This is a genomic window from Rhizobacter sp. P2_D12 (assembly GCF_056404395.1).
Genome location: NZ_JBFUEB010000022.1, coordinates 44,299 through 69,268 on the forward strand (window position 1 = coordinate 44,299; position 24,970 = coordinate 69,268).

General features: G+C 69.8%; 27 protein-coding genes. 20 read left to right on the forward strand and 7 right to left on the reverse strand.

Annotated elements, in window-relative coordinates; genetic code table 11:
* Window position 1 precedes the first annotated feature (1 nt).
* Both AC1DYN_RS10085 and AC1DYN_RS10090 read right to left on the reverse strand, forming a co-directional pair.
* Window positions 2-877, reverse strand: coding sequence for a response regulator (locus AC1DYN_RS10085; RefSeq protein WP_477958996.1), 876 nt, complete (start codon window positions 875-877; stop codon window positions 2-4).
* Window positions 874-4,263 carry a hybrid sensor histidine kinase/response regulator gene (locus tag AC1DYN_RS10090; RefSeq protein ID WP_477958997.1) on the reverse strand — a complete coding sequence of 1,130 codons (3,390 nt, stop codon included), beginning with the start codon at window positions 4,261-4,263 and terminating at the stop codon, window positions 874-876. The genes AC1DYN_RS10085 and AC1DYN_RS10090 overlap by 4 nt, the downstream gene beginning before the upstream one ends.
* A 231-nt stretch (window positions 4,264-4,494) precedes the next feature.
* Here AC1DYN_RS10090 and urtA point away from each other — a divergent pair, with 231 nt between their 5' ends.
* Genes urtA through AC1DYN_RS10125 form a run of 7 tightly spaced genes read left to right on the forward strand, consistent with a single transcriptional unit; the run spans window position 4,495 to window position 10,865 of the window.
* A complete protein-coding gene (urtA, locus tag AC1DYN_RS10095) occupies window positions 4,495-5,745 on the forward strand; it encodes an urea ABC transporter substrate-binding protein (protein ID WP_477958998.1) in 1,251 nt (416 codons plus the stop codon).
* Between the two features lie 29 nt (window positions 5,746-5,774).
* Complete coding sequence (urtB, locus tag AC1DYN_RS10100; RefSeq protein WP_477958999.1) at window positions 5,775-6,689, forward strand: urea ABC transporter permease subunit UrtB; 915 nt, start codon at window positions 5,775-5,777, stop codon at window positions 6,687-6,689.
* Between the two features lie 28 nt (window positions 6,690-6,717).
* The gene (urtC, locus tag AC1DYN_RS10105; protein ID WP_477959000.1) at window positions 6,718-7,845 is read left to right on the forward strand and encodes an urea ABC transporter permease subunit UrtC; all 1,128 of its coding nucleotides are present in this window, start codon (window positions 6,718-6,720) and stop codon (window positions 7,843-7,845) included.
* Entirely contained in the window at window positions 7,842-8,585 is a 744-nt protein-coding gene (gene urtD, locus AC1DYN_RS10110) for an urea ABC transporter ATP-binding protein UrtD (RefSeq protein ID WP_477959001.1), read from the forward strand. The genes urtC and urtD overlap by 4 nt, the downstream gene beginning before the upstream one ends.
* A gap of 9 nt (window positions 8,586-8,594) precedes the next feature.
* The gene (gene urtE / locus AC1DYN_RS10115) at window positions 8,595-9,284 is read left to right on the forward strand and encodes an urea ABC transporter ATP-binding subunit UrtE (protein WP_477959002.1); all 690 of its coding nucleotides are present in this window, start codon (window positions 8,595-8,597) and stop codon (window positions 9,282-9,284) included.
* A gap of 17 nt (window positions 9,285-9,301) precedes the next feature.
* Entirely contained in the window at window positions 9,302-10,534 is a 1,233-nt protein-coding gene (gene fmdA / locus AC1DYN_RS10120; RefSeq protein ID WP_477959003.1) for a formamidase, read from the forward strand.
* A 13-nt stretch (window positions 10,535-10,547) separates the two neighbouring features.
* Entirely contained in the window at window positions 10,548-10,865 is a 318-nt protein-coding gene (locus tag AC1DYN_RS10125; RefSeq protein WP_477959004.1) for an FmdB family zinc ribbon protein, read from the forward strand.
* Window positions 10,866-10,886: 21 nt separating this feature from the next.
* On the opposite strand, the gene AC1DYN_RS10130 is transcribed toward AC1DYN_RS10125, so the two are convergent.
* Window positions 10,887-11,093: a hypothetical protein gene (locus AC1DYN_RS10130; RefSeq protein WP_477959005.1), complete on the reverse strand. Its 207-nt coding sequence runs from the start codon at window positions 11,091-11,093 to the stop codon at window positions 10,887-10,889.
* Between the two features lie 141 nt (window positions 11,094-11,234).
* Between AC1DYN_RS10130 and AC1DYN_RS10135 the strand changes: the two genes are divergently transcribed.
* Window positions 11,235-11,591, forward strand: a complete 357-nt coding sequence (locus tag AC1DYN_RS10135) for a hypothetical protein (protein WP_477959006.1) — start codon at window positions 11,235-11,237, stop codon at window positions 11,589-11,591.
* On the opposite strand, the gene AC1DYN_RS10140 is transcribed toward AC1DYN_RS10135, so the two are convergent.
* Complete coding sequence (locus AC1DYN_RS10140; RefSeq protein WP_477959007.1) at window positions 11,588-11,743, reverse strand: DUF3096 domain-containing protein; 156 nt, start codon at window positions 11,741-11,743, stop codon at window positions 11,588-11,590. The genes AC1DYN_RS10135 and AC1DYN_RS10140 overlap by 4 nt on opposite strands.
* A 99-nt stretch (window positions 11,744-11,842) precedes the next feature.
* On the opposite strand from AC1DYN_RS10140, the gene AC1DYN_RS10145 reads away from it, so the two are divergent.
* From AC1DYN_RS10145 to AC1DYN_RS10155, 3 genes are all read left to right on the forward strand, one after another.
* Window positions 11,843-12,148, forward strand: coding sequence for a hypothetical protein (locus tag AC1DYN_RS10145; RefSeq protein WP_477959008.1), 306 nt, complete (start codon window positions 11,843-11,845; stop codon window positions 12,146-12,148).
* A gap of 49 nt (window positions 12,149-12,197) precedes the next feature.
* Window positions 12,198-13,427, forward strand: a complete 1,230-nt coding sequence (locus tag AC1DYN_RS10150; protein WP_477959009.1) for a 6-phosphofructokinase — start codon at window positions 12,198-12,200, stop codon at window positions 13,425-13,427.
* A gap of 117 nt (window positions 13,428-13,544) precedes the next feature.
* Window positions 13,545-13,961, forward strand: coding sequence for a DUF4148 domain-containing protein (locus tag AC1DYN_RS10155; protein WP_477959010.1), 417 nt, complete (start codon window positions 13,545-13,547; stop codon window positions 13,959-13,961).
* A gap of 3 nt (window positions 13,962-13,964) precedes the next feature.
* On the opposite strand, the gene AC1DYN_RS10160 is transcribed toward AC1DYN_RS10155, so the two are convergent.
* Window positions 13,965-14,420 carry an META domain-containing protein gene (locus tag AC1DYN_RS10160; protein WP_477959011.1) on the reverse strand — a complete coding sequence of 152 codons (456 nt, stop codon included), beginning with the start codon at window positions 14,418-14,420 and terminating at the stop codon, window positions 13,965-13,967.
* A gap of 77 nt (window positions 14,421-14,497) precedes the next feature.
* Between AC1DYN_RS10160 and AC1DYN_RS10165 the strand changes: the two genes are divergently transcribed.
* Entirely contained in the window at window positions 14,498-16,135 is a 1,638-nt protein-coding gene (locus AC1DYN_RS10165) for an FMN-binding glutamate synthase family protein (RefSeq protein ID WP_477959012.1), read from the forward strand.
* A gap of 96 nt (window positions 16,136-16,231) precedes the next feature.
* Window positions 16,232-16,876, forward strand: coding sequence for a LuxR C-terminal-related transcriptional regulator (locus tag AC1DYN_RS10170; RefSeq protein ID WP_477959013.1), 645 nt, complete (start codon window positions 16,232-16,234; stop codon window positions 16,874-16,876).
* Here AC1DYN_RS10170 and AC1DYN_RS10175 read toward each other — a convergent pair.
* Window positions 16,873-17,484: a glutathione S-transferase N-terminal domain-containing protein gene (locus tag AC1DYN_RS10175; protein WP_477959014.1), complete on the reverse strand. Its 612-nt coding sequence runs from the start codon at window positions 17,482-17,484 to the stop codon at window positions 16,873-16,875. The genes AC1DYN_RS10170 and AC1DYN_RS10175 overlap by 4 nt on opposite strands.
* A gap of 134 nt (window positions 17,485-17,618) precedes the next feature.
* Between AC1DYN_RS10175 and AC1DYN_RS10180 the strand changes: the two genes are divergently transcribed.
* Together AC1DYN_RS10180 and AC1DYN_RS10185 are read left to right on the forward strand one after the other, a co-directional pair.
* Complete coding sequence (locus AC1DYN_RS10180) at window positions 17,619-18,902, forward strand: YjgN family protein (protein WP_477959015.1); 1,284 nt, start codon at window positions 17,619-17,621, stop codon at window positions 18,900-18,902.
* Window positions 18,899-19,954: a M48 family metallopeptidase gene (locus tag AC1DYN_RS10185; RefSeq protein ID WP_477959016.1), complete on the forward strand. Its 1,056-nt coding sequence runs from the start codon at window positions 18,899-18,901 to the stop codon at window positions 19,952-19,954. The genes AC1DYN_RS10180 and AC1DYN_RS10185 overlap by 4 nt, the downstream gene beginning before the upstream one ends.
* Here AC1DYN_RS10185 and AC1DYN_RS10190 read toward each other — a convergent pair.
* Window positions 19,945-21,219 (reverse strand): amidohydrolase family protein, encoded by a 1,275-nt coding sequence (locus AC1DYN_RS10190; protein WP_477959017.1) that lies wholly within the window; start codon window positions 21,217-21,219, stop codon window positions 19,945-19,947. The genes AC1DYN_RS10185 and AC1DYN_RS10190 overlap by 10 nt on opposite strands.
* A 101-nt stretch (window positions 21,220-21,320) precedes the next feature.
* Here AC1DYN_RS10190 and AC1DYN_RS10195 point away from each other — a divergent pair, with 101 nt between their 5' ends.
* From AC1DYN_RS10195 to AC1DYN_RS10215, 5 genes are all read left to right on the forward strand, one after another.
* On the forward strand, window positions 21,321-21,683 hold the full coding sequence (locus AC1DYN_RS10195; RefSeq protein ID WP_477959018.1) for a nuclear transport factor 2 family protein: 363 nt from the start codon (window positions 21,321-21,323) through the stop codon (window positions 21,681-21,683).
* A 10-nt stretch (window positions 21,684-21,693) separates the two neighbouring features.
* Window positions 21,694-21,936: a F0F1 ATP synthase subunit C gene (atpE, locus tag AC1DYN_RS10200; protein ID WP_477959019.1), complete on the forward strand. Its 243-nt coding sequence runs from the start codon at window positions 21,694-21,696 to the stop codon at window positions 21,934-21,936.
* Between the two features lie 152 nt (window positions 21,937-22,088).
* On the forward strand, window positions 22,089-23,357 hold the full coding sequence (locus AC1DYN_RS10205; RefSeq protein WP_477959020.1) for an efflux RND transporter periplasmic adaptor subunit: 1,269 nt from the start codon (window positions 22,089-22,091) through the stop codon (window positions 23,355-23,357).
* A gap of 31 nt (window positions 23,358-23,388) precedes the next feature.
* Window positions 23,389-24,078 carry an ABC transporter ATP-binding protein gene (locus AC1DYN_RS10210; protein ID WP_477959021.1) on the forward strand — a complete coding sequence of 230 codons (690 nt, stop codon included), beginning with the start codon at window positions 23,389-23,391 and terminating at the stop codon, window positions 24,076-24,078.
* 97 nt (window positions 24,079-24,175) lie between these two features.
* Window positions 24,176-24,970, forward strand: a 795-nt coding sequence (locus AC1DYN_RS10215; RefSeq protein WP_477959022.1) for a TolC family protein, incomplete at its 3' end; no start/stop codon positions are given.

Sequence of the window (24,970 nt, forward strand, 5' to 3'; positions counted from 1 at the left end):
TTCAGCCCAGCTCCCGGCTGGCCAGCGCCGCCGCCGCGGCGCGTGTCTCGACCCCCAGCTTCTCGAACACGTGCTCCAGGTGCTTGTTCACCGTGCGCGGGCTCATGCCGAGGATGTCGCCGACATCGCGGTTGGTCTTGCCCTTCGCGATCCACGACAGCACCTCGGTCTCGCGCGGCGTCAGCGACGCGGTGCCGAGGCGCGACGGCGCCGCTTCGCCGCCGCCCGCTGCGGGCGCATCCACGCGCAGCAGCAGCATCCGCTCGCCCAGCCCGACCGCGCCGACGTGGCGCACCGACAGCACGCGGCCGTCGCGGCCGGCGCGGCGATGCGGCGTGGCCTCGTCCGCCCCCCAGGCGGCCGGCACCGCCTCGCCCCCCAGGAACTCCCGGAGCCACGCCGCCGCCTGCGGCGACTGCCAGGCCACGCGGCCTTGCCCATCCAGCAGCAGCACGCCATGCCCGCCGACGTCGATGGCCTGGCGTGCCAGCCGCACCGCGCGCGCATTGCGCACGTGCGTGGCCAGCCGCGCCAGCACCTCCTGCGCCCGCACCGGCTTGACCACGTAGTCGACGCCGCCGCTGTCGAAGCCTTCCACGATGTGCGGCGTCTCCGACAGGCCGGTCATGAAGATCACCGGGATGTGCGACAGCGCCGGGTCCTGCTTGATGCGGCGGCAGGTCTCGAAGCCCGACAGGCCCGGCATCAACGCGTCCAGCAGGATCGCGTCCGGCGTCGCCAGGTCCAGCCGCGCCAGCGCCGATTCGCCGTCGCGGGCCACCAGCACCGTATAGCCCTCGGCCTCCAGCGACGTGCACAGCACCCCCAGCGACTGCGGCGCGTCGTCCACCACCAGCACCACCGGGGCCGTGCTCACACGGCCTCCGCCGACGGGTCCGGCAGCGCCTGCGTCAGCCGGTCCAGCAGCGCATCGAGTTCGAAGCGCTCCACCAGCCCCTGCAGCGCCTGCAGCTCGGCCCGCCCCGACGGGTGGCGGCGCAGCGCGTCGTCGAGCGCCGCCTGCAACCCCTGCCGGTGACCCAGCCGCGCCAGCCGGATCAAGCGGCCCACCAGCTCGCCCGGCAGCGCGGTCGCGCTCCCCGCACCGCCGCCCGCCAGCGCCCAGTTCGGCAGCGCCAGCTCGGCCAGCCATTCGATCTGCAGGTGCCGCTGCAGCATGTCGAGCAGCTCCGACTCGATCACCGGCTTGTCGACGAAGCCCTGGCAGCCGGCCGCGGCCAGCTTGTCGGCCTGGTTCTCGAAGGCATTCGCCGACACCATCAGGATCGGCACGTGCGGTAGGCCCGCGGCGCGGATCTGGCGCGCGGTCTGCCAGCCGTCCATGTCGTCCATCGACACATCCAGCAGCACCGCGTCGGGACAATCCTCGATCACGCTTTCCAGGCACTCGCGCCCGCTGGCCGCCTCGCGGATGCGGAACCCCAGCGGCATCAGCAGCCCGGCCAGCATCTGCCGCTGCGTCGGCTGGTCGTCCACCACCAGCAGGCTGCGCCGCGGGCCCAGGTAGCCGGTCACCGGCCGGTGGGTGCGCCGCGCCACCACCGGCGCGCTGATCTCGCGCAGGTACAGCCGCGCGGTGAAGCAACTGCCCTCGCCGGGCGTGCTCTTCACCGTCAGCTCGCCGCCCATCAGCTGCGTCAGCAAGTGCGTGATCGTCAGGCCCAGCCCGGTGCCCGGCTCGCCGGTGCGGCGCCCGGCCGGGCCGCGCTCGAACGGCAGGAAAATGCGTTCCTGGTCCTGCGCCGCGATGCCGATGCCGGTGTCGACCACCTCGAAGCGCGCCAGCTCCAGCCGGTAGTCCAGCCGCAGCGTCACGCTGCCGCGCTCGGTGAAGCGCACCGCGTTGCTCAGCAGGTTGATCAGGATCTGGCGCAGCCGCTTCGCGTCGGCATTCACGTGGTCCGGCACGCGTCCGCTGGTCTGCAGGGTGAAGACGAGCCCTTTGGCTTCCGCCTGCGGCGCCACCATGCGCACCAGGTCGTCCAGGAACTCGTGCATCGGCAGCGGCGCCATGTCCAGCCGCAGCCGCCCGGCCTCGATGCGCGCCAGGTCGAGCAGCCCGTCGACCAGGCCGTGCAGGTGCTCGCCGCTGCGGTGGATGGTGTCGACCGACGCGCGCCGCACGCCCTGCACCTGCTCGTCCTTCAGCAGGATCTGCGCATAGCCGAGGATGCTGTTGAGCGGCGTGCGCAGCTCGTGCGTCATGCCGGCCACGTAGCGCGTCTTGGCCTGGTTGGCCGCCTCGGCCAGGTCCTTCGCGGCCTGCAGTGCGGCATCGGTGCGGCGGTGCGCCTCGATCTCGCGCGTCAGCAGCTGGTTCTGGCGGTTCGACTCGTCCTGCGCCATGTGCCGGCTCTCGCTGCCCAGCACCACCCACCAGGCCCCCACCGCGGCGCTCAGCGACAGCAGCGCGAACACCTTCAGGAACGGCGCCTTCAGCGCCCATTGGTCGGCCGAGTGCAGCACGCCCTCCTGGTCGTAGACGACGCCCAGGATCACCGCCAGCAGGCCGACCAGCGAGGCCGCCACCACCAGGTAGTGCGCGACGCGGAAGTTCACGCGCGAGGCCAGCGCCGCCGGCAGCACCGCGGCCAGCACCGCGCTCACCTGCTCGGCCGCGCGCGAGTCGGTCTTGCAGCGGTCGTGGCAGCGCGACTCCAGCGTGCAGCACAGCGAGCAGATCGGCGCGCCGTAGGCCGGGCAGTGCGCCATGTCCTCGGACTCGAACGCGTTGTCGCAGACCGCGCAGGCGACGCTCTGGCCCGGCAGCCAACCCGCCGTGTCGCGGCGCGCCAGGTAGTAGCGGCCGCGTGTCGCCCACGCCAGCAGCGGCGAGACCAGCATCGCCGTCACCAGCGCGATGAAGGGCGCGAAGGCCTGCGCCGCCGCCCCCAGCGCGCCGGCATAGGCGACGATCGCCAGCACCGCGGCGCTCAGCATCGCGCCCAGGCCGACCGGGTTGATGTCGTACAGGTGGGCGCGCTTGAACTCGATGTGGCGCGGGCTCCAGCCGAGCGGCTTGTTGATCACCAGGTCGGCGACGAGCGCGCCCACCCACGCGATCGCGACGTTGCTGTACAGCCCGAGCACCCGCTCCAGTGCCTCGAACACGCCCAGCGTCATCAGCAGCACCGCGATCAGCACGTTGAACACCAGCCAGACCACGCGGCCCGGGTGGCTGTGCGTGAGCCGTGCGAAGAAGTTGGACCAGGCCAGCGAGCCGGCATAGGCGTTCGTCAGGTTGATCTTCAGCTGCGACACCAGCACGAACAAGGTGGTGGCTGCCAGCACCCAGGCCGGGTTGTCGAACACGTAGCCGAAGCCGGCCAGGTACATCTGCGTGGGCTCGACCGCCTTCTCGGTCGGGATCTGGTGCTGCAGCGCCAGGAAGGCGAGGAAGGCGCCGCCCAGCATCTTCACCATCCCCGGCACGATCCAGCCGGGTCCGGCCACCAGCACCGCCGTCCACCAGCGGCGCCGGTTGGCGGCCGTTTTCTCCGGCAGGAAGCGCAGGTAGTCGACCTGCTCGCCGATCTGCACCACCAGCGAGAACGCCACCGTGGCCGCGGTGCCGAACATCAGCCAGCTGAAGCCGTTGCTGCCCGAGGCGCGGCCGACCAGCCCGGTGAAGTCGGCGAACACCTGCGGGTTCTTCGCCAGCACGAAGGCGTAGGGGCAGACCAGCAGCACCAGCCACAGCGGCTGCGTCCACAGCTGCAGCCGCGAGATCAGCGTGATGCCGTGCATCACCAGCGGCACGATGCCCAGCGACGACAGCAGGTAGCACAGCGACAGCGGCCAGTCGAAGTACATCTGCAGCGCGAGCGCCAGGATCGCGGCCTCGAGCGCGAGGAAGATGAAGGTGAAGCTCGCGTAGACCAGCGAGGTCAGCGTCGAGCCCAGGTAGCCGAAGCCGGCACCGCGCGTCAGCAGGTCCATGTCGACGCCGTACTTGGCGGCGTAGTAGCTGATCGGCAGGCCGGTCAGGAAGGTGATCAGGCCGACGACGAGGATGGCCCACAGCGCGTTCGAGAAGCCGTAGCCGATCGCGATCGAGCCGCCGATGGCCTCGAGGGCGAGGAACGAGGTGGCGCCGAATGCGGTGTTGGCGACGCGGAACTCGCTCCACTTGCGGAAGCTGCGCGGCGTGTAGCGCAGCGCGTAGTCCTCGAGCGTCTCGTTGCCGACCCAGGTGTTGTAGTCCCGGCGGATGCGGAAGATCTTTTGCGTGGCCACGGACACCGGCTTCTCCGACAACGACGGCAGTGCCGGCTCCTGCTTGCAAGAAGCGCTCCCGCTCCTGCTCGTGCCGCGCGAGTGTCGCCGCGCGGCGCGCTCGCGGCGCTACGTCGATTGACGTATTCGCCCGGCGCGCTCGTGGCCGGACAGTGGGCACCAGCGTGAACCACGCGGCACTGCACAGGCTTGGTGCCGTGCGGCATCACGATGCCCTCAACCCGTTCGGAGAACACGATGTCCCACGATCTTCCCGATTCGATCCAACGGCGCCGCCTGCTGCAAGGTGCGGCCGCGCTGCCGCTGGCGGGCCTGCCTGCCCTGGCGCTGGCACAGGCGTTCCCGACCGCCAAGGTCAACACGACGAAGCTGGCGGTCACCGACACCGAGGTGACGGTCGGACAGCTGCATTCGGGCACCGGCACGATGGCGATCTCGGAGACCGGCTCGATCCAGGCCGAGCAGCTCGCGATCGACCAGATCAACGCGATGGGCGGCGTGCTGGGCCGCAAGATCAAGGTCATCAAGGAGGACGGCGCGTCCGACTGGCCGACCTTCGCCGAGAAGTCGAAGAAGCTGCTGGTGAACGACCGCGTCGCCTGCGTGTTCGGCTGCTGGACCTCGGCCTCGCGCAAGGCGGTGCTGCCGATCTTCGAGAAGGAGAACGGCATGCTCTATTACCCGACCTTCTACGAAGGGCTGGAGCAGAGCAAGAACGTCATCTACACCGGGCAGGAGGCGACGCAGCAGATCCTGTGGGGCCTCGACTGGGCCGCCAAGGAGAAGAAGGCGAAGACCTACTTCCTGGTCGGCTCCGACTACATCTGGCCGCGCACCTCGATGAAGATCGGGCGCAAGCACATCGAGGGGCACCTGCCCGGCAGCAAGGTGGTGGGCGAGGAGTACTACCCGCTGGGCCACACCAACTTCAACTCGCTGATCAACAAGATCAAGGTCGCCAAGCCCGACTGCATCTTCGTCGCGGTGGTCGGCGGCTCGAACGTCGCGTTCTACAAGCAGCTGAAGGCGGCCGGCGTCACCGCCGACAAGCAGTTCCTGCTGACGATCTCGGTCACCGAGGACGAGGTGCTGGGCATCGGCGGCGAGAACATGGCCGGCTTCTACGCGTCGATGAAGTATTTCCAGTCGCTGGACAACGCCAACAACAAGGCCTTCGTGTCGGCCTTCCGCGCCAAGTACGGCCCCACCTCGGTGATCGGCGACGTGACGCAGGCGGGCTACCTCGGCCCGTGGCTGTGGAAGGCGGCGGTCGAGAAGGCCGGCAGCTTCGACGTCGACCGGATCGCCGCGGCATCGGCCGGCATCGAGCTGAAGACCGCGCCCGAGGGCTACGTGAAGGTGCACGACAACCACCACCTGTGGAGCAAGACGCGCATCGGCATGGCGCAGGCGGACGGGCAGTTCAAGGTGGTCGCGGAGTCGCCGGGGCTGATCGAGCCGAATCCGTTCCCCAAGGGCTATCAGTGACCTGAACCCCGGGCAGCACGGAGCACGCCATGAGTCTTTCGGAAATGCTGAACATCGGCCTGATGCAGGGCTTCGCCGGCCTGAGCCTGTTCTCCGTGCTGCTGCTGATGGGCCTGGGCCTGGCGATCATCTTCGGGCAGATGGGCGTCATCAACATGGCGCACGGCGAGTTCATGACGATCGGCGCCTACACGATCTACCTGTTCTCGCACCTGGCCGAGAGCTATGCGCCGAAGTTCGTGGCCGTCTACTTTCCGGTCGCGATCGTCGCGGCCTTCGGTTTCGCGTTCGCCGCGGGCTGGGCGGTCGAGTGGCTGTTCATCCGCCACCTGTACCGCCGCCCGCTCGACACGCTGCTCGCCACCTGGGGCCTGTCGCTGGGCATGCAGCAGATCTTCCGCTCGGCCTTCGGCGCCAAGGAAGTGAGCCCGACGCTGCCCGACTGGCTGATGGGCTCGTGGGCACCGTCCGCGGGGCTCGACATCCCGATCAACGGCCTGTTCGTGATGGCCCTGACCCTGGTGGTCACCGGCGGCGTGCTGCTGGCGCTGTACCGCTCGCGATGGGGCCTGCGCGTGCGCGCCACGGTGGCCAACCGCGTGATGGCGAACGCCACCGGCATCAACACGCGCCAGACCGACCGGCTCACCTTCGCGATCGGCTGCGGCATCGCCGGCGTCGCGGGCGCGGCCTTCACCACCATCGGCTCCACCGGCCCGACCAGCGGTTCGCTGTACATCGTCGACGCGTTCCTGGTCGTCACCTTCGGCGGCGCGGCCAGCCTGCTCGGCACCGTGGTCTCGGCCTTCGGCATCGCGCAGACGCAGTCGATCGCCGAGTTCTTCATCACCGGCTCGATGGCCAAGGTGCTGACGCTGTCGCTGATCGTGCTGATCCTGATGCTGCGGCCCCAGGGGCTGTTCGCGGCCAAGGTGCGGCGTTGATGTCTTCCTCCTCCAACAGGGCAATCCGATGAACGGCATCAAGCAGTGGCTGGACCGCAGCGGCATGGGCAGCGTGCTGCTGCTGGCGGTGGTGCTGGCGGTGGTGTTCCCGCTGGCCTTCGACCTGTTCCGGCTCAACCTGGTCGGCAAGTACCTGAGCTACGCCTTCGTCGCGCTGGGCCTGGTCATGCTGTGGGGCTACGGCGGCGTGCTGAGCCTCGGCCAGGGCGTGTTCTTCGGGCTCGGTGGCTACGGCATGGCGATGTTCCTGAAGCTCGAGGCCAGCGACCCGGTCACGACGAAGATCCAGTCGACCCCCGGCATTCCCGACTTCATGGACTGGAACCAGATCACCGCGCTGCCGCTGTGGTGGGAGCCGTTCCGGCATTTCCCGTGGGCGCTGCTCGCGATCCTGGTGCTGCCGACGCTGCTCGCCTTCGTGATCGGCTTCGCGATGTTCAAGCGGCGTGTCGGCGGCGTGTACTTCGCGATCATCACGCAGGCGGTGGCGCTGATCCTCACCGTGCTGATCATCGGCCAGCAGGGCTACACCGGCGGCGTCAACGGCATGACCGACCTGAAGACGCTGCTCGGCTGGGACACGCGCACCAACAGCGCCAAGTACATCCTGTACTTCCTGACGGTGGCGCTGCTGCTGGGCGCGATCGTGCTGTGCACCTGGATCCAGAAGAGCAAGCTGGGCACGCTGCTGCTGGCGATGCGCGACAAGGAGGACCGGGTGCGCTTCTCCGGCTACGACGTCGCGATGTTCCGCGTCTTCGCGTTCTGCCTGGCCGCGCTGCTGTCGGCCATCGGCGGGGCGCTGTTCACGCTGCAGGTGGGCTTCATGTCGCCGTCCCTGGTGGGCATCGTGCCGAGCATCGAGATGGTGATCTTCGCGGCGGTGGGGGGGCGCATGTCGCTGGTCGGCGCGGTGTATGGCGCGCTGCTCGTCAACTTCGGCAAGACCTACTTCTCGGAAAGCTTCCCGGACCTGTGGCTGTTCCTGATGGCGGCGATGTTCCTCGGCGTCGTGCTGGCCTTCCCCGAAGGGCTGGCCGGGTTGTATGCGAACAGGCTGAAGCCCTGGTGGGCGGCGCGCAGGGGCAGGCGCAGCCAGGGTCCGCAGACTGCAGCGGCCTGGAGGGCGTCATGAGCAACACCGATTTCGTGCTGGCGGTCGAGGACCTGACCGTCTCGTTCGACGGCTTCAAGGCGATCGACGCGCTGACGCTCTACGTCGACAAGAACGAGCTGCGCGTGATCATCGGCCCGAACGGCGCCGGCAAGACCACGCTGCTCGACCTGGTCTGCGGCAAGACGCGGGCCAGTGCCGGCAGCATCAAGTTCAAGAACGTCGAGATGAGCCGGCTGCCCGAATACCAGATCGTGCGCTCGGGCATCGGCCGCAAGTTCCAGACGCCGTCGATCTACGAGAACCTGAGCGTGTTCCAGAACCTGGAGGTCTCGTTCCCGCGCGGGCGCGGCGTCTTCGGCGCGCTGGCCTTCAAGCGCGACGCCGGGGTGCGCGATGCGGTGGAGTCGGTGGCGGTGGAGATCGGCCTGGCCGACCAGCTGGAGACCGAGGCCGGGCTGCTGTCGCACGGCCAGAAGCAGTGGCTGGAGATCGGCATGCTGCTGATGCAGGACCCGGAGCTGCTGATGCTGGACGAACCGATCGCCGGCATGAGCGTGCGCGAGCGCGAGCTGACGGCCGAGCTGCTGCAGCGCATCTGCAAGGGCCGCTCGATGATCGTCATCGAGCACGACATGGACTTCGTCAAGCAGATCGCCCACAAGGTGACGGTGATGCACCAGGGGAAGATCCTCGCCGAGGGCTCGATGGAGCAGGTGCAGGCCGACCCGCGCGTGATCGACGTCTACCTCGGTCACTGAGGAACCACGATGCTCACCGTCACCCACCTGCACGTCGCCTACGGCCAGAGCGAGGCCCTGCACGGCATCGACTTCAGCGCGAAGAAGAACGAGACCGTCGCCATCATGGGCCGCAACGGCATGGGCAAGACCACGCTGTTCAAGAGCCTGATGGGCGTGCTGCCGGCCAGGTCGGGCGCGATCTCGGTCGACGGGCAGGACGTCACGAAGGACGAGAGCTTCCGACGCGTGCGCAAGGGACTGGCCTACGTGCCGCAGGGCCGCATGATCTTCCCGGCGCTGACGGTCGAGGAGAACATCCGCACCGGCCTCGAGAACGCCGCCAGCCGGCGCATTCCCGACGAGATCTATGCCCTCTTCCCGGTGCTGTTCGACATGCGCTCGCGCAAGGGCGGCAACCTGTCGGGCGGCCAGCAGCAGCAGCTGGCGATCGCGCGTGCACTGGTGACCGACCCCAAGGTGCTGCTGCTGGACGAGCCGACCGAGGGCATCCAGCCGTCGATCATCAAGGACATCGCGCGTGCGCTGAACGAGATCCGCAAGCGGCGCGAGATCACGATCGTCGTGTCCGAGCAGGTGCTGAGCTTCGCGATGGACGTGGCCGACCGGCTGTTCGTCATCGAAGGCGGGCGCCTGGTGCACGAAAGCCCCCGCGAGGCCACCGACGTGGCCCGCATCAAGCAGTTCCTGTCCGTCTGAGCCCCTGGAGCCCCACCATGCCCGAAACCCTGATCAAGGTCGACCTGAAGCAATCCCCGTACGAGAACGAGAACATCCACAACCGCTGGCACCCGGACATCCCGATGGCCTGCTGGGTCAAGCCGGGCGACGACTTCGTGCTCGAGACCTACGACTGGACCGGCGGCTTCATCCAGAACAACGACAGCGCCGACGACGTGCGCGACATCGACCTGTCGATCGTGCACTTCCTGTCGGGCCCTGTCGGCGTGCACGGCGCCGAGCCGGGCGACCTGCTGGTGGTCGACCTGCTGGACATCGGCGCCAAGCCGGACAGCCTGTGGGGCTTCAACGGCTTCTTCTCGAAGAAGAACGGCGGCGGCTTCCTGACCGACCACTTCCCGCTGGCGCAGAAGTCGATCTGGGACATCCAGGGGATGTTCACGAAATCGCGCCACGTGCCGGGCGTTAACTACGCCGGCCTGATCCACCCCGGGCTGATCGGCTGCCTGCCGGACCCGTCGCTGCTGGAGAAGTGGAACGAGCGCGAGGTCGGCCTGATCGCGACCGAACCCGATCGCGTGCCGCCGCTGGCCAACCCGCCGTTTGCCGCCACCGCCCACATGGGCCGGCTGGGCGGCGACGCGCGCGTCAAGGCGGCGGCCGAGGGTGCCCGCACGGTGCCGCCGCGCGAGCACGGCGGCAACTGCGACATCAAGGACCTGTCGCGCGGCTCGAAGATCTACTTCCCCGTGTACGTGAAGGGGGCGGGCCTGTCGGTGGGCGACCTGCACTTCAGCCAGGGCGATGGCGAAATCACCTTCTGCGGCGCGATCGAGATGGCCGGCTGGGTGCACATGAAGGTCGAGGTGATCAAGGGCGGGATGGCGATGTACGGCGTCAGGAACCCGATCTTCCGGCCCAGCCCGATCACGCCCCACTACAACGACTACCTGATCTTCGAAGGGATCTCGGTCGACGAGGCCGGCAGGCAGCACTACCTGGACGTCAACGTGGCGTACCGGCAGGCCTGCCTGAACGCGATCGAGTACCTGACGAAGTTCGGCTACACCAAGGCGCAGGCGTACTCGATCCTGGGCACGGCGCCGGTGCAGGGGCACATCAGCGGCGTGGTCGACATCCCGAACTCGTGCGCGACGCTGTGGCTGCCGACGCAGATCTTCGATTTCGACATCCGGCCGACCGCCAGCGGGCCCTTGAAATACATCCACGGCGGGCCGGACATCCCGATGTCGCCGGATCTCGCCTGAGCCCGGGGACGCCATGCCGACCTACGACTACCACTGCGCGCAGTGCGGCCCGTTCGATGCGCTGCGGCGCATGGCCGAGCGGGATGTTCCGGCGGGCTGCCCGCGTTGCGCGGCGCCTTCGCCCCGGGCCTGGCTGGCGGCGCCGCGGCTGGCGGACATGCCCGAGGCACGCCGGCTGGCGCTGGCGACCAACGAGCGGGCGCAGCACGAACCGAAGGAATCGGCGCGCTACCGGCATCCGGCCGGTTGCGGGTGTTGCGGCACGCGCGGCGACACCCCGAAGGCGCCGCGGTCATTCGCCGGCAAGCGGCCCTGGATGATCAGCCATTGAATTCCCGGATGGGCATCCGGGCTACATCTGTTTGGCGACCTCGGTCTTGCGACACACGTCGTTGTTGTCGATCTGCACCCACTCGCCGCCGTTCTGCAGGCACACCGCGCGCGCGGTCTGGTGCCTGTCGCGGATGCGCTCCGGCGCCGTCGAGATGCGGAACGCCGCCCCCGCAATGGCCATGATGCTCACGAGCGCGAAGGCGGTGCGTGCGAATCTGGTGCCCATGTCGCTGCTCCCGTGGATGAGGTCGATCGGACGGTGCCGCATCCCGCGACACCGTGGGGCCGATTCTCAGGCATTTGGCGCGACTTTGCTGGATGGCTAGCATCCCCACTTTTGCGCATTTCGCCGCCGATGAAGCCTTTCTTGTCAGATCCGTCCCGCCCTGCCGCCGAACACTGGGCCGAAGACGCCGGCGACGGCGACGTTGCCCAGCTCGACATCCCGCCGCATGCGAGCCGCGAGCGCCGCTTCGAGATCTTCTGCAGCTTCAGCGTGGCGCACCGCAGCGGCGGCGAGGCCTTCCACGGCATGCGCGTGCTGGTCAACGGCGCCCAGGAATGGGCACGCCGCGTCGAGACCCATGCCGGCGCCGATTCGCTGGACGTCCGGCTGCGCCGCACGGTGCCGGTCGGCGAGCCGCTGCGCCTGACCGCCCGCACCGAGGTGCAGGGCGCCCAGCGCGTGCGGCTGGCGATCACGGCCGACGAAGACGATGCCTAGTGCAGGCGCACGGCCGACAGCCCGAGCAGGCCGATCAGCCCGATCGCGATCAGGTAGATCGCGACGATGAAGTTGAGCAGCTTGGGCATCACCAGCACCAGGATGCCGGCGATGAGCGAGATGAGCGGGGTGAGGCTGAAATGGATGTTCAAAGGAGGGTCCTGTCGGTCTGGAAAGGAAAGGTCGCGCCGGGTCTCTAGAATGTCGGCCCGCGCAACACCTGTGCGCACCGATTCTCCCTGGAGCCTGCCGTGGACCTGAAACTGCCGATTGTCATCTTCGACGAACTCACCGAGTCCGTCATCCGTTCGACCGGCACGCTGGACCTGGCGAGCGGCGAGATCCGCAACGTCAAGTACGACGACCACGACAGCGCCGCGCTCGGCCTGCCGGTCGAGGACGAGACCTACGAGTTCACCTCGGGCCTGCTGACCAACGGCAAGCGCGACGTCGAATTCCGCATCGAGGTCGACATCATGTCGGGCGCCTACTCGGTGACGCCCAGCGAGTTGCTCGAGCTGAAGGGCCGCGCCGCCAAGCTGTTCTCGACCAAGTAACGAGAGCCCGCTACCCTTGGCGCCTCCAGCAACGCCACCGGAGCCCGCCATGCCGTCCACGCCCGAAGCCCGGATCCTGATCGCCCAGGGTGGCGGCCCGACCGCGGTGATCAACCAGTCGCTGGTCGGCGCGGTGCTGGCGGCACGCCACTTCCCCGAGGTGACGGCCGTCTACGGCGCTCGCCACGGCGTGCGCGGCATCGTCGACGAGGATTTCATCGACCTCGCGCGCGAGACCACGCCGCACCTGGAGGCCGTGGCCGCGACGCCCGCGTCTGCCCTGGGCAGCACCCGCGACAAGCCCGACCTCGCCTACTGCCGCGCCATCCTGAAGGTGTTGCAGGCGCACCGCATCAGCCACTTCCTGTACATCGGCGGCAACGACTCATCCGACACGGTGCGCATCGTCAGCGACGAGGCGCGCCAGGCCGGCCACCCGCTGCGCTGCGTCCACGTGCCGAAGACGATCGACAACGACCTGGTGGGCAACGACCACACGCCGGGCTTCGCGTCGGCCGCCCGCTTCGTCGCCCAGGCCTTTGCCGGCGCCACCCTCGACAACGCGGCGCTGCCCGGCGTCTACCTCGGCGTCGTGATGGGGCGGCACGCGGGCTTCCTGACCGCCGCCGCGGCGCTCGGCGCGCGCCATCCGGACGACGGGCCGCACCTGATCTACCTGCCCGAGCGCGTGTTCGAGCGCGACCGCTTCCTGGCCGACGTGAAGGCCACCCACGACCGGCTCGGGCGCTGCGTGATCGCCGTCTCCGAGGGCATCCACGACGCCTCCGGCGAGCCGATGGCGGCCACGCTGGCGCACGGCGGCATCGAGCGCGACGCGCATGGCAACGTGCAGCTGTCGGGCACCGGCGCGCTGGCCGACCTGCTGTGCGACCTCATCAAGGACCGGCTGAAGATCAAGCGCGTGCGCGGCGACACCTTCGGCTACCTGCAGCGCTCCTTCCTCGGCTGCGTGTCGGATGTCGACCAGCGCGAGGCGCGCGAGGTCGGCGAGACGGCCGTGCACCATGCGCTGCGCGGCGAGCGCGACGGCTCGGTGGCGATCCAGCGTTGTGGCGACTACGCGGTGCGCTACGAGCTGCTGCCGCTGGAGGCGGTGGCCGGCAAGACCCGCGTGATGGAAGACGCCTTCATCGCCGACAGCGGGCACGGCGTCACCGAGGCGTTCCGGCGCTACCTGCAGCCCCTGCTGGGCAGCGACATGCCGCAGGCGCATCGGCTGCGCGGGCACGCGGTGGCGAAGCGGCTGCACACCGGCTGAAGCCCGTCGATCGGGCCGCGGGTGGGGAATGTCCTACCGGAAGTGCCGTCCCTCGCTGACTGCCAGCGAACCCGCATCGCGGTCTGATGGAGGTCCATCCCTCGAAAGGACCCTCCGATGAAACACAAGATGCTCCTGTTGTCCGCCCTGATCGCCGGCGCCTTCGGCTCGCAGGCCGTGCTGGCCCAGGCCACCACCGACGACCCGTCCGCGCCGAAGACGCGCGAACAGGTGAAGGCCGAAACCAAGGCCGCTGCCGCCGAGGGCAAGAAGGTGCCGATCGGCGAACAGCACAAGAACAAGCGCAAGCCGGCCACGTCGGAAACGACGCGTGAGCAGGTGAAGGCCGACACCAAGGCCGCCAAGGCCATGGGCGAGATGAAGACGACCGAAGGCGAGCTCGACAAGCTGCCGCCGCCGGCCGCCGGCTCGGCCGCCCCGGCGGACCGTGCCGACGTCAAGGCCGAAACCAAGCGCGCGATGAAGAACGGCGAGATCGAGCGCAGCGAAGAGTCGGGCAAACCAAAGAAGTAACGCCTAGGGCGTGGCGGGTGGGGTGGCGGGCGCCGCCCAGGTCGCCCGCACCACCTCGCCCTGCAGCAGGCTCAGCGTGCGGTTCTCGATGCGGTAGCCGTCCACCTGCCCGAGCATCGCCAGCACGGCCTGCTCCTGCTTCATCTGGGGCTCGGCGCAGGCCATGCGCGTGGTCGCCAGCGGTGACAGCGTCAGCAGGGTGCCGCGCTGCGCGTAACGCCCCATCAGCCGGTTGCAGCCGGTGTGGCCGCTCAGCTGTTTCGCACTGCGGCTCAGCACCAGTTGCACCGGGGTGCCACCGGCGACGGGGGCCTGCGCCACGCCGTCCAGCGTCTGCAGCGTCCAGCGCGTGCCCCGCAGCGGCGAGTTGAGGTCTTGCATCCGGTCGGCGGCCCAGCCTGGGGCGGATGTGGCGACCGCCGCGCCCAGCACGGTGAGTCGAAGCAGGGACAGGAACATGGCGCAACCCGGTGTCGTGGTCCGTCATTGTCCCATCCGGCCCCGGGACTACCATCGCAGCCCTGAAGGAGTTTGCGATGCAAGAGTGGCTGCTCAGGCTGAACCAGTATTTTCCGATCCGCTATGCCACCTGGCTGTTGTGCGGCGTGGGCTTGATGCTCAGCGCGTTCACCGCGGTTGCCTTCCGCGTCGGCCTGCCGTGGCTGCTGCTGTTCGCGCTGCTGGTGGCGGTCGGCCTGCGCGACGTGCTGCAGTCGCGCCATTCGGTGCTGCGCAACTACCCGGTCATCGGCCACCTGCGCTTCCTGCTCGAATTCATCCGCCCCGAGATGCGCCAGTACTTCATCGAGGGCGACAACGAGGCGGCGCCGTTCTCGCGCCAGCAGCGCTCGCTGGTCTACCAGCGCGCCAAGGGCGATTCCGACAAGCGGCCGTTCGGCACGCAGATGGACGTCGGCGCGCTCGGCTACGAATGGATCAACCATTCGCTCGCGCCGACCGAGCTGCCGACGCACGACTTCCGCGTGATGATCGGCGCTGGCCGCGCACAGCCCTACTCCGCCAGCGTGTTCAACATCTCGGCGATGAGCTTCGGTGCGCTGTCGGCCAATGCCATCCTGGCGCTGAACGCCGGTGCCCAGCGCGGCGGCTTCGCGCACGACACCGGCGAGGGCAGCATCAGCCGCCACCACCGCCAGAACGGCGGCGACCTGATCTGGGAGATCGGCTCCGGCTACTTCGGCTGCCGCAACCCGGACGGCAGCTTCAACGAGGAACGCTTCGCCGAGAACGCGCGCAGCCCGCAGGTCAAGCTGATCGAGCTGAAGCTGAGCCAGGGCGCCAAGCCCGGCCATGGCGGCGTGCTGCCCGGCCCGAAGGTGACGCCCGAGATCGCCGAGGCGCGCGGCGTCGCGACCTGGGTCGACTGCATCTCGCCGTCGCGCCATAGCGCCTTCTCGACGCCGGTGGAGATGATGCAGTTCATCGACCGGCTGCGCACGCTGTCCGGCGGCAAGCCGACCGGCTTCAAGCTGTGCATCGGCCACCCCTGGGAGTGGTTCGCGCTCGCCAAGGCCATGCTCGTCACCGGCATCACGCCCGATTTCATCGTGGTCGACGGGGCCGAGGGCGGCACCGGCGCGGCGCCGCTGGAATTTACCGACCACGTCGGCGCGCCGCTGCAGGAAGGCCTGCTGCTGGTGCACAACACGCTGGTCGGGCTGAACCTGCGCGACAAGGTGAAGCTGGGCTGCGCCGGCAAGGTGGTCAGCGCGTTCGACATCGCGCGGATGATGGCGCTCGGGGCCGACTGGTGCAACGCGGCGCGGGGCTTCATGTTCGCGCTCGGCTGCATCCAGGCCCAGGCCTGCCACACCGGCAACTGCCCGACCGGCGTCAGCACGCAGGACGCGCAGCGCCAGCGCGCGCTGGTGGTGCCGACCAAGGCCGAGCGCGTCTACCGCTACCACCAGAACACGCTGCACGCGCTGAAGGAACTGGTGCAGGCGGCCGGGCTGGCCCACCCCGGCGAGATCACCGCGGCGCACATCGTGCGGCGCTCGTCCGACCACGAAGTGAAACTGCTGGCCAACCTGCTGCCCTTCCTGAAGCCGGGCGTGCTGCTGGACGGCAGCGAGCCGACGCTGAACGTCTTCAGGCTGTACTGGCCGCTGGCGCAGGCCCACAGCTTTGCAATGGTTTCCCCTGTCAGTTAGCACCCCCGCGAGTGAGGGGGTGGCCCCCGGTCATGGGGATGCACCGCCCCGGGGCACGGCGAAGAATGAGCGATCTTCCGCGCCGAACGTGACCCCATGCCGTCCCTCGTCCTCCTGCAGCGCGATCACGAGGCCAGCCCTCGCCTCGCCGCGCTCATCGCCGCCGCGCCGGGCTTCCGGGTGGCCGGCACCGTCCACACGGCCGAAGAGGCGCGCGTGCTGATCGCCCGCACCAACCCGGACATCCTGGTGACCGACCTGCGCGTGCAGGACGGCCCGGTCGACGGCCTGCTCGGCGACCTGCGCCAGGGCGGGCGCCGCACGCGGCCGCAGGTGCTGGTGACGCTGATGTCGCACGATGACGCGGTGTTGCTGCAGGCCTTGCGGGCCGGTGCCGACGGCTACTGGGTGCATGCCAATTCGCCCGAGGCGCTGATCGAGAGCCTGCAGGAGGTGGCGCGCGGCGAGTCGCCGATGTCGCCGACGATCGCGCGCCAGGTGCTGTCGCATTTCGAGTCGCCGGCCCACCGCCGGCTGGCGGACACCATGACCGAGGCGCTGAACCCGCTGGTGCTCACCGGCATGGAGCGGCAGATCCTGCAGTGGCTGGCCCAGGGCTACCTGATCGACGAGATCGCGCAGCAGTGGCACGCCAGCGTGCACACGGTGGCCTGCGGCATCCGCCGCGTCTACCAGAAGCTGCAGTTCGACATCCGCGCCAACGGCTTGTCGATGAATTAGGGCGGGGCGGTGTCGATGAAGCTCTGCCGGGCGGCGAGTTTCTCGTACAGCTTGGCCAGGTTCGGGTGGCTGCCGCGCCAGTCGATGTGCGCAAAGCGGAAATCGAGGTAGCCGAGCGCGCAGCCGGTGGCGATGTCGGCCAGCGTGAAGTGGTTGCCCGAGCACCAGGCCTTGTCGCCCAGGCCCTGGCCCATCGCCGCCACGCAGGCATGCACCTTGTCCATCTGACGGCTGATCCAGGCCGCGCTGCGCTGGCCGTCGCTGCGGCCGGCCCAGTTCTGCTCGAGGCGGGCCAGGATGGCGGCGTCCTGCAGGCCGTCGCCCAGCGCTTCCCAGGTGCGCACCTCGGTGCGTTCGCGGCCGGTCTCGGGGATCAGCTTGCCCACCGGCGAGCGGGTGTCGATGTACTCGACGATCACGCGCGAGTCGAACACCGCCTCGCCGCCTTCCATCACCAGCACCGGCACCTTGCCCAGCGGGTTGGACTTCATGATCGCGTCATTCGCCCACACGTCTTCCAGTTCGAACTGGTAGTCGAGCTTCTTTTCCGCCATCACGATGCGCACCTTGCGCACGTAAGGGCTAGCGAGCGAGCCGATGAGTTTCATTGTGGGGTGTCCCTGGATGCCGGCCGATTCTATCGAAGGGTGCGCCCCGCGAAGGCACCGATCCGTGGGATGCCGGTGTTAGAGTTTTGTGGAGGGAGAGCGCCGGCACCAGTACAGCACGGCGCAGCACGAACATGTCGACGCCACGAGAAGTCCCGTCCGGCCCCGAGGCCGATCCGCCGGCCCAGCACGCCAGCATCGACAGCGCCGGCGTTACCGGCGTCGTCTCGACGCTCGGCACCACGTTGCCGCCGTCGTCGGGCTACTCCACGCTCAACGGCACGCTGCACGAGCGCATGGCGATCCGCTTCACCGGCTCGGGCAGCGAATACTTCCGCATCTGGATCGTCAACCTGCTGCTGATCCTCGTCACCGGCGGCTTCTACTTCCCGTGGGCCAAGGTGCGGCGGCTGCGCTACTTCCACGGCAACACGCTGGTGGCCGGGCAGCCGCTGGGCTTCCATGGCGACCCGAAGAAGATGCTGCGCGGCTTCCTGCTGGTGGCGCTGCTGGGCGGGCTGTACTCGGTGGCCGGGCAGTTCTCGCCGGTCGCCGGGCTGGTCGCGTTCGTGATCGTCGCGCTGATCTGGCCGGCGCTGTTCAAGGCCTCGCTGCAGTTCCGCCTGGCCAACACCAGCTGGCGCGGGCTGCGCTTCCGGTTCAACGGCAGCGTGGGCGGCGCCTACCGCGCGCTGCTGCCGCTGTTCGTGCCGAGCGCCGTCATCGTCGCCGGTGTCGCGGCGGTGCCCGACCAGCTCCACCCGCCGCACTGGTTCGATGCGCTGATGTTCTCGACCATGGGTCTCACGGCGCTGCTGCTGCCGCTGCTGATCTGGAACCTCAAGAAGTACCAGCACGACCACTACGCCTTCGCGCAGCTGCAGACCGAACTGCGGGCGGGCCTCGGCGCGTTCTATGCGCTGTGCCTGAAGAGCCTGGGGGTGTTCGTGCTGGCCGGCGTCATCGCCGGGGTCGTCATCACCGCGCTGGCCTACGGGCTGGGCCACAACCTGGTGGAGGTGGCCGGCGGGCGCGCCAACCGCACCGCGATGATGGTGTTCGGCTTCGTCATCATCTTGGGCACCTTGCTGATGGTGCAGGCCCTCGCGATGCCCTACTTCACGTCGCGCCTGCAGAACCTGCTGTGGTCGCGCACCGGCAACAGCCAGCTGCGCTTCAAGAGCCAGCTGCGCTTTCGCTCGCTGCTGCGCGTGACGCTGCTGAACTGGCTGCTGATGGTCGTCACGCTCGGCCTGTACTGGCCGTTCGCGCGCGTCGCGCTGGCGCGGCTGCGCCTCGAATCGGTCAGCGTCGTCAGCCGCATCACGCCCGATGCGCTGGTCGCCCAGGCCAGCCAGGGCGGGGATGCCGCCGGCGATGCGGCGGCCGATCTGTTCGGCCTCGACATCGGCCTGTGAACGCAGCCTCGTCCCCCGAGCTCGACGTCGGTTACTTCGACGGCCGCAGCGCGCGCAGCCACCGCGTGCGCATCCGCGTCAGCGGCGAGCGGCTGCTGGTCGCCGGCGACGGCATCGCGCGCAGCGTGCCGCTGGCCGAGGTGCAGTGGCCCGAGCGCACGCGGCACGGCCCGCGCGTCGCCCACCTGCAGGACGGCGGCGCGCTGCATGCCGACGACAGCGCCGGCTGGGACGCCTGGGCAGCGGCCAGCGGCCGGGGCGACACGCTGGTCGTCAAGGCGCAGCAGAGCTGGCGCTGGGTCGGCGCCGCCGTGCTCGCCTTTGCGCTGCTGCTGGCCGCCGGCTACCTGTGGGGGCTGCCGTGGGCCTCGCGCGCCGTCGTCGCGCTGCTGCCGCAGACGGTGGACCAGAAGATCGGCGAGATCGCGCGCCAGTCGGTCGAAGACCAGATGGTGCAGGCCAGCGCGCTGCCGCTCGCGCAGCAGGAGCGCCTCCGCGTCGCGTTCGAGCGCGCCGTCGCACAGGCCTGGCCGGGCGGTGCGCCGCGCCATGAACTGCTGTTTCGCCGCGGCAAGGACAAGAGCCTGGGCCCGAACGCGTTCGCGCTGCCGGGCGGCACGATGGTGCTGACCGACGAGCTGGTGACGCTGGTCGAGGGCGACGAGGCAGTGATCGTCGGCGTGCTCGGCCACGAGCTGGGCCACGTGCGGCATCGCCACGGGCTGCGCCAGCTGGTGCAGGTGACGGCGCTGGGCGTGGTCAGCAGCGCGGTGCTGGGCGACTTCAGCAGCCTGCTGGCCGGCGTGCCGCTGCTGCTGGGGCATGCCGGCTATGCGCGCGATGCCGAGCGCGAGGCCGATGCCGACAGCGTGCACCTGATGCGCGCGGCCGGCATCGCGCCGGACGCGATGGTGCGCTTCTTCGAGAAGGTGGCGGCCGAGCGCGCCAGGCAGCCGGCCGCGGTGCCGTCGTGGCTGGGCATCGCGATCGCGTCGCACCCGGCGGACGAGGAGCGCATGCGCTACTTCCGCGAGGCCTCGGCTCAGCGCTGAAGCGTCCAGTCCACCGTCGCGGGCCGGCCGGGCAGTGACAGCGCCGCGGTCGCGGCCGGCGTCTGGGCGATGACCCGCCCGCCGCGTACCACCGCGAGCCGTGTCGCCCGCAGCCGGATCGCCTCGACCGGGTCGCGCGCCTGCAGCAGCACGAAGTCGGCCTTCGCCCCTACCGCGAGGCCGTAGTCCGGCAGCCCGAGGATCTTCGCGCTGTTCACCGTCACCGCATCGAAGCAGGCCCGCATCTGCGACTGCGCCGTCATCTGCGCGACGTGCAGGCCCATCTGCGCCACCTCCAGCATGTCGGCGCTGCCCGACGAGTACCACGGGTCCATCACGCAGTCGTGCCCGAAGCCGACGTTGACGCCGGCGGCCATCAGCTCGGGCACGCGCGTCATGCCGCGGCGCTTCGGGTAGGTGTCGTGCCGGCCCTGCAGCGTGATGTTGATCAGCGGGTTCGCGACCGCGTGCACCTGCGCCTCGGCGATCAGCGGCAGCAGCTTGCTGACGTAGTAGTTGTCCATCGAGTGCATCGAGGTCAGGTGCGAGCCGGTGACGCGGCCGTGCAGTCCGAGCCGCTGCGTGTGGAAGGCCAGCGTCTCGATGTGGCGCGAAAGCGGGTCGTCGCTCTCGTCGCAGTGCATGTCGACGCGCAGCCCGCGCTCGGCGGCCAGCTCGCACAGGATGCGCACGCTCTCGGCACCGTCGGCCATCGTGCGCTCGAAGTGCGGGATGCCGCCGACCACGTCGACGCCGCGGTCCAGGGCGCGCTTCAGGTTGGCCAGTGCGGTCGGCGCGCGCAGCACGCCGTCCTGCGGGAAGGCGACCAGCTGCAGGTCGAGGTACGGTTTCACGCGCTGCTTGACGTGCAGCAGCGCATCGACGGCGAGCAAGCGGTCGTCGCAGACGTCGACGTGCGAGCGGATCGCGAGCAGCCCCTTGGCCACCGCCCAGTCGCAGTACTGCAGCGCGCGCTCGACCAGCGCGTCCTGCGTCAGCAGCGGCTTCAGCTCGCCCCACAGCGCGATGCCCTCGAGCAGCGTGCCGCTCTGGTTGACGCGCGGCAGGCCGTGGCTGAGCGTCGCATCCATGTGGAAGTGGGCGTCGACGAAGGGCGGCGACAGCAGCAGGCCCTGGCCGTCGATCAGCGTCGCGCCTTCGGGCGGCGCGAGGTTGGGCGCAATCGCGGCGATGCGCCCGTCGCGCGACAGGACGTCCTGGCCGTGGCGGCCGTCGGGCAGGGTGACGTTGCGAACGAACAGCATGCGGCTTCTCCGTTGACATGACCTCGCAGGTCATCGACTGGATGCAGGCAAGCCGCGACCATGCAGCCATGTCCTCTCCACTCAACCCCCAAGGAGCATTCATGAATGATGCCAGCACCACCGTCCAGCGCTACCTCGCGATCTGGAACGAACCCGATGCCGCGCAGCGCGCGCGCCTGATCGCCGAGCTGTGGTCGGCCGATGCGCGCTACACCGACCCGCTGGCCGACGTGCGCGGCCACGAGGGGATCAGCGGCCTGGTCGGCGCCGTGCAGCAGCACTACCCCGGCCACCGCTTCGAGCCGCACGGCAGCGTCGATGCGCACGGACGCCACCTGCGCTTCTCGTGGGAGCTGCGCGACGCGAGCGGCCGCGGCGTGGCGCGCGGCACCGACTTCGCCGAGCTGCTGGACGACCGGCGCCTGCGCAGCGTCACCGGTTTCCTCGACCCCGTGCCCCTCTGAAGGAGTCGCCATGAATGGCATCGATCTCGTTCCGCTCGCCGTCGGCCACATGATCGGCCTCGGCGCCATCGGCTCCTGCCTGGGTGTCGGCGTGATGGCCAGCAAGTACCTCGAAGCCTCGGCGCGCCAGCCCGAGCTGATGGAGCCGCTGCAGCAGAAGGTGTTCCTGCTGGTCGGCGTGCTCGACGGCGCGTTCATCATCGCGACCGGCATCGGGCTGTGGTTCGCGACGGCCAATCCGTTCAAGGGCTGAGCGGACGTCCGGACAGTGTCCGCCGGGTGTCCGCGGACACTGCTGCGACACCACCAGCTCGCGCCAACTGCTTGATCTGAAACGGAAATCCTTCGCAGGCCGGGCGGGCACGGGCGTTGCAATCCCAGGCGGGACAACCGCCAGGACGCCCGATGATCCGCGACACCTCCGCCCAGGACCAGCCTCTGCCGCCCCGCTCGCGCGCCCGCCCGCTGTTGGCCATCGGCATCGCGGTGGCCGCGCTGGTGGCGGTGGCGCTGGCCTCGCCCGGTCTGCGCCACGGCTTCGCGTCCAGCCACTCGGTGGCCGCGTCGCGCCTGGTGATCGCCGAGGTGCAGCGCGGCCCCTTCGTGCGCGACATCGCGGCCGAAGGCAAGGTGGTCGCCGCGGCCAGCCCGACGCTGTATGCGGCGAGCGGCGGTGCCGCGAGCCTGAAGGTGCATGCCGGCGACAAGGTGGTCAAGGGCCAGCTGCTGGCGGTGATCGACAGCCCGGAGCTGGCCGCCCGGCTGGCGCAGGAGCTGTCGAACGCCGACGCGATGAAGGCCGACGTGTTGCGCGCCGAGGTCGATGCGAAGCAGCAGCGCAGCGCGCTGCAGGGCGCGTACGACGCGGCGCGCATCGACCACGGCAGCGCCCAGAACGACCTGGCGCGCCAGCAGAAGGCCTTCGAGGCCGGCGCGGTGCCGGGCATGCAGGTCGACCATGCGCGAGACACGCTGCAGAAGGCGCGCATCGCGCTCGACCATGCCGAGGCCGGCCTGCGGCTGAAGGACGACAGCCTGAAGTTCGACGTGCAGGCCAGGCAGCTCGCGCATGCGCGCCAGCTGCTGCTGGTGAAGGACCTGCAGCGCCAGGTCGAAGGCCTGGCGCTGCGCTCGCCGGTCGACGGCCAGGTCGGCCAGCTGTTCATCGCCGAGCATGCCAATGTCGCGAAGGACGCGCAGCTGCTGTCGGTGGTCGACCTGTCGGCGCTGGAGGTGCAGATGCAGGTGGCCGAAAGCTTCGCACGCGAACTCGCCGTCGGCATGCCGGGCGAGATCGCCGGCAACGGCCGCAACTGGCCGGCGCGCATCAGCGCGGTGTCGCCCGAGGTCGTCAACAACGAGGTCGCGGCGCGGCTGCGCTTCAGCGGCGAGACGCCGGACCAGCTGCGCCAGAACCAGCGCCTGTCGGTGCGCGTGCTGCTCGACCGCCGCGACAACGTGCTGGTGGTGCAGCGCGGCAGCTTCGTCGACGAATCCGGCGGCGCGCAGGCCTACGTGCTGCGCGACGGCATCGCGTGGAAGACTCCGATCCGCACCGGCGCGCGCAGCCTCGACAAGGTCGAGATCCTGTCCGGCCTGCAGCCCGGCGACCGCGTCGTCATCTCGGGCGCCGAGGCCTTCCAGGGCGCCGCGCAGGTCACCGTCAGCCAGTGATGAACTCCTTCTTCGAACCAGGGACCCCACCATGCTCAAGATGACCGGCCTGTCCAAGGTCTACCGCACCGAGGTGATCGAGACCTATGCGCTGCGCGCCTTCAACCTGGAGGTCCAGGAGGGCGAGTTCGTCGCGGTGACCGGCCCGTCGGGTTCCGGCAAGACCACCTTCCTGACCATCGCCGGGCTGCTCGAGGCGTCGACCGCCGGCAGCTACCGGCTCGACGGCGTCGAGGTCGCGCAGCTGGACGACAACGCCCGCTCGCGCATCCGCAACGAGAAGATCGGCTTCGTGTTCCAGGCCTTCAACCTGATCCCGGACCTGAACATCGCCGACAACGTCGAGGTGCCGCTGCGCTACCGCGGCATGAAGGCCGACGAGCGGCGCCGGCGCGTGCGCGATGCGCTGGAGAGGGTCGGGCTGGCGGCGCGCGAGCGGCATTACCCGGCCGAGCTGTCGGGCGGGCAGCAGCAGCGCGTCGCGATCGCGCGGGCGCTGGCCGGCAGCCCGCGGCTGCTGCTGGCGGATGAACCGACGGGCAACCTCGACAGCCAGATGGCGCGCAGCGTGATGGCGCTGCTGGAAGACCTGCACCGCGACGGCGCGACCATCGTGATGGTGACGCACGACCCGCAGCTTGCGGCGCGGGCGCAGCGCAACGTGCACGTGGTGGATGGCCAGGTCGTCGACGTCTCGGACGAACTCCGTTTGCGCGCCTGACATGCCGAATTCCCGTAGCCCGGATGCCAATCCGGGACTCGTCGGTCACTTGCTTCCCGGATTGGCATCCGGGCTACTTCTTGTGGTCGCGTCGTCGATGGCGCATGCCGACGACCTGTTGCAGGTCTACCAGCAGGCGCGCCGTGCCGACCCGGTATTGGCGACGGCAAGCGCCCAGCGCGCCGTGGCGGGCGAAAGTGTCGTGATCGCCCGCGGCCCGCTGTTGCCGCAAGCCTCGGCCGGCCTGTCGTTCGAACGCAGCCAGGCGGACGATCGCAACAGCCAGCGCGCCGCTGCGTTGACCGTCACCCAGTCCCTGGTCGACGTCGGCCGGCTGTCGCAGCTGCAGGCCGCCACCGCGCAGGCCGAGGCGCAGGACGCGCTGTACCGCGCCGCCGAGCAGGCCCTGTGCGCGCGCGTCGCCCAGGCCTATTTCGACGTGCTGACCGCCGACGATGCGGTGCGTCAGGTCGAGGCCAACGAAGATGCGTTCCGCCAGCAGGTCGAGCAGGCCGACCAGCGCTGGCGCAACGGCCTGTCGGCGCAGGTCGACCTCGACCAGGCGCGCGCCTACCATGCGGCCGCGCGCGCCACCAGCATCGCGACGCGCCAGGCGCGCGACGGGGCGCGCGAGGCGCTGGCCGAGATCACCGGCCAGCCCACCGGCGCGCTGAGCCGGCTGCAGGACGCCTTGCCGATGGAGCCGCCGGCGCCGGCCGAGCCGCAGGCCTGGGTCGAGGCCGCGCTGGCCGCCAACCCGTCGCTGCAGGCGCAGCGCCACCTCGTCGACGCGGCCGGCGACGACATCGCGGCGGCACGCGCCGCCCACCTGCCGACGCTCGGCGCCAGCCTCGGCCTCGGCCGCGCGGCGGCCTGGCCGCTGCCGTCCGCG

Excerpts from the sequence above, each read along its gene's own strand:
- urtA (WP_477958998.1), top strand. The coding sequence starts at position 4,495 with ATGTCCCACGATCTTCCCGATTCGATCCAACGGCGCCGCCTGCTGCAA.
- urtB (WP_477958999.1), top strand. The coding sequence starts at position 5,775 with ATGAGTCTTTCGGAAATGCTGAACATCGGCCTGATGCAGGGCTTCGCC.
- urtC (WP_477959000.1), top strand. The coding sequence starts at position 6,718 with ATGAACGGCATCAAGCAGTGGCTGGACCGCAGCGGCATGGGCAGCGTG.
- urtD (WP_477959001.1), top strand. The coding sequence starts at position 7,842 with ATGAGCAACACCGATTTCGTGCTGGCGGTCGAGGACCTGACCGTCTCG.
- urtE (WP_477959002.1), top strand. The coding sequence starts at position 8,595 with ATGCTCACCGTCACCCACCTGCACGTCGCCTACGGCCAGAGCGAGGCC.
- fmdA (WP_477959003.1), top strand. The coding sequence starts at position 9,302 with ATGCCCGAAACCCTGATCAAGGTCGACCTGAAGCAATCCCCGTACGAG.
- AC1DYN_RS10125 (WP_477959004.1), top strand. The coding sequence starts at position 10,548 with ATGCCGACCTACGACTACCACTGCGCGCAGTGCGGCCCGTTCGATGCG.
- AC1DYN_RS10130 (WP_477959005.1), bottom strand. The coding sequence starts at position 11,093 with ATGGGCACCAGATTCGCACGCACCGCCTTCGCGCTCGTGAGCATCATG.
- AC1DYN_RS10150 (WP_477959009.1), top strand. The coding sequence starts at position 12,198 with ATGCCGTCCACGCCCGAAGCCCGGATCCTGATCGCCCAGGGTGGCGGC.
- AC1DYN_RS10155 (WP_477959010.1), top strand. The coding sequence starts at position 13,545 with ATGAAACACAAGATGCTCCTGTTGTCCGCCCTGATCGCCGGCGCCTTC.
- AC1DYN_RS10160 (WP_477959011.1), bottom strand. The coding sequence starts at position 14,420 with ATGTTCCTGTCCCTGCTTCGACTCACCGTGCTGGGCGCGGCGGTCGCC.
- AC1DYN_RS10165 (WP_477959012.1), top strand. The coding sequence starts at position 14,498 with ATGCAAGAGTGGCTGCTCAGGCTGAACCAGTATTTTCCGATCCGCTAT.
- AC1DYN_RS10170 (WP_477959013.1), top strand. The coding sequence starts at position 16,232 with ATGCCGTCCCTCGTCCTCCTGCAGCGCGATCACGAGGCCAGCCCTCGC.
- AC1DYN_RS10175 (WP_477959014.1), bottom strand. The coding sequence starts at position 17,484 with ATGAAACTCATCGGCTCGCTCGCTAGCCCTTACGTGCGCAAGGTGCGC.
- AC1DYN_RS10180 (WP_477959015.1), top strand. The coding sequence starts at position 17,619 with ATGTCGACGCCACGAGAAGTCCCGTCCGGCCCCGAGGCCGATCCGCCG.
- AC1DYN_RS10190 (WP_477959017.1), bottom strand. The coding sequence starts at position 21,219 with ATGCTGTTCGTTCGCAACGTCACCCTGCCCGACGGCCGCCACGGCCAG.
- AC1DYN_RS10195 (WP_477959018.1), top strand. The coding sequence starts at position 21,321 with ATGAATGATGCCAGCACCACCGTCCAGCGCTACCTCGCGATCTGGAAC.
- atpE (WP_477959019.1), top strand. The coding sequence starts at position 21,694 with ATGAATGGCATCGATCTCGTTCCGCTCGCCGTCGGCCACATGATCGGC.
- AC1DYN_RS10205 (WP_477959020.1), top strand. The coding sequence starts at position 22,089 with ATGATCCGCGACACCTCCGCCCAGGACCAGCCTCTGCCGCCCCGCTCG.
- AC1DYN_RS10210 (WP_477959021.1), top strand. The coding sequence starts at position 23,389 with ATGCTCAAGATGACCGGCCTGTCCAAGGTCTACCGCACCGAGGTGATC.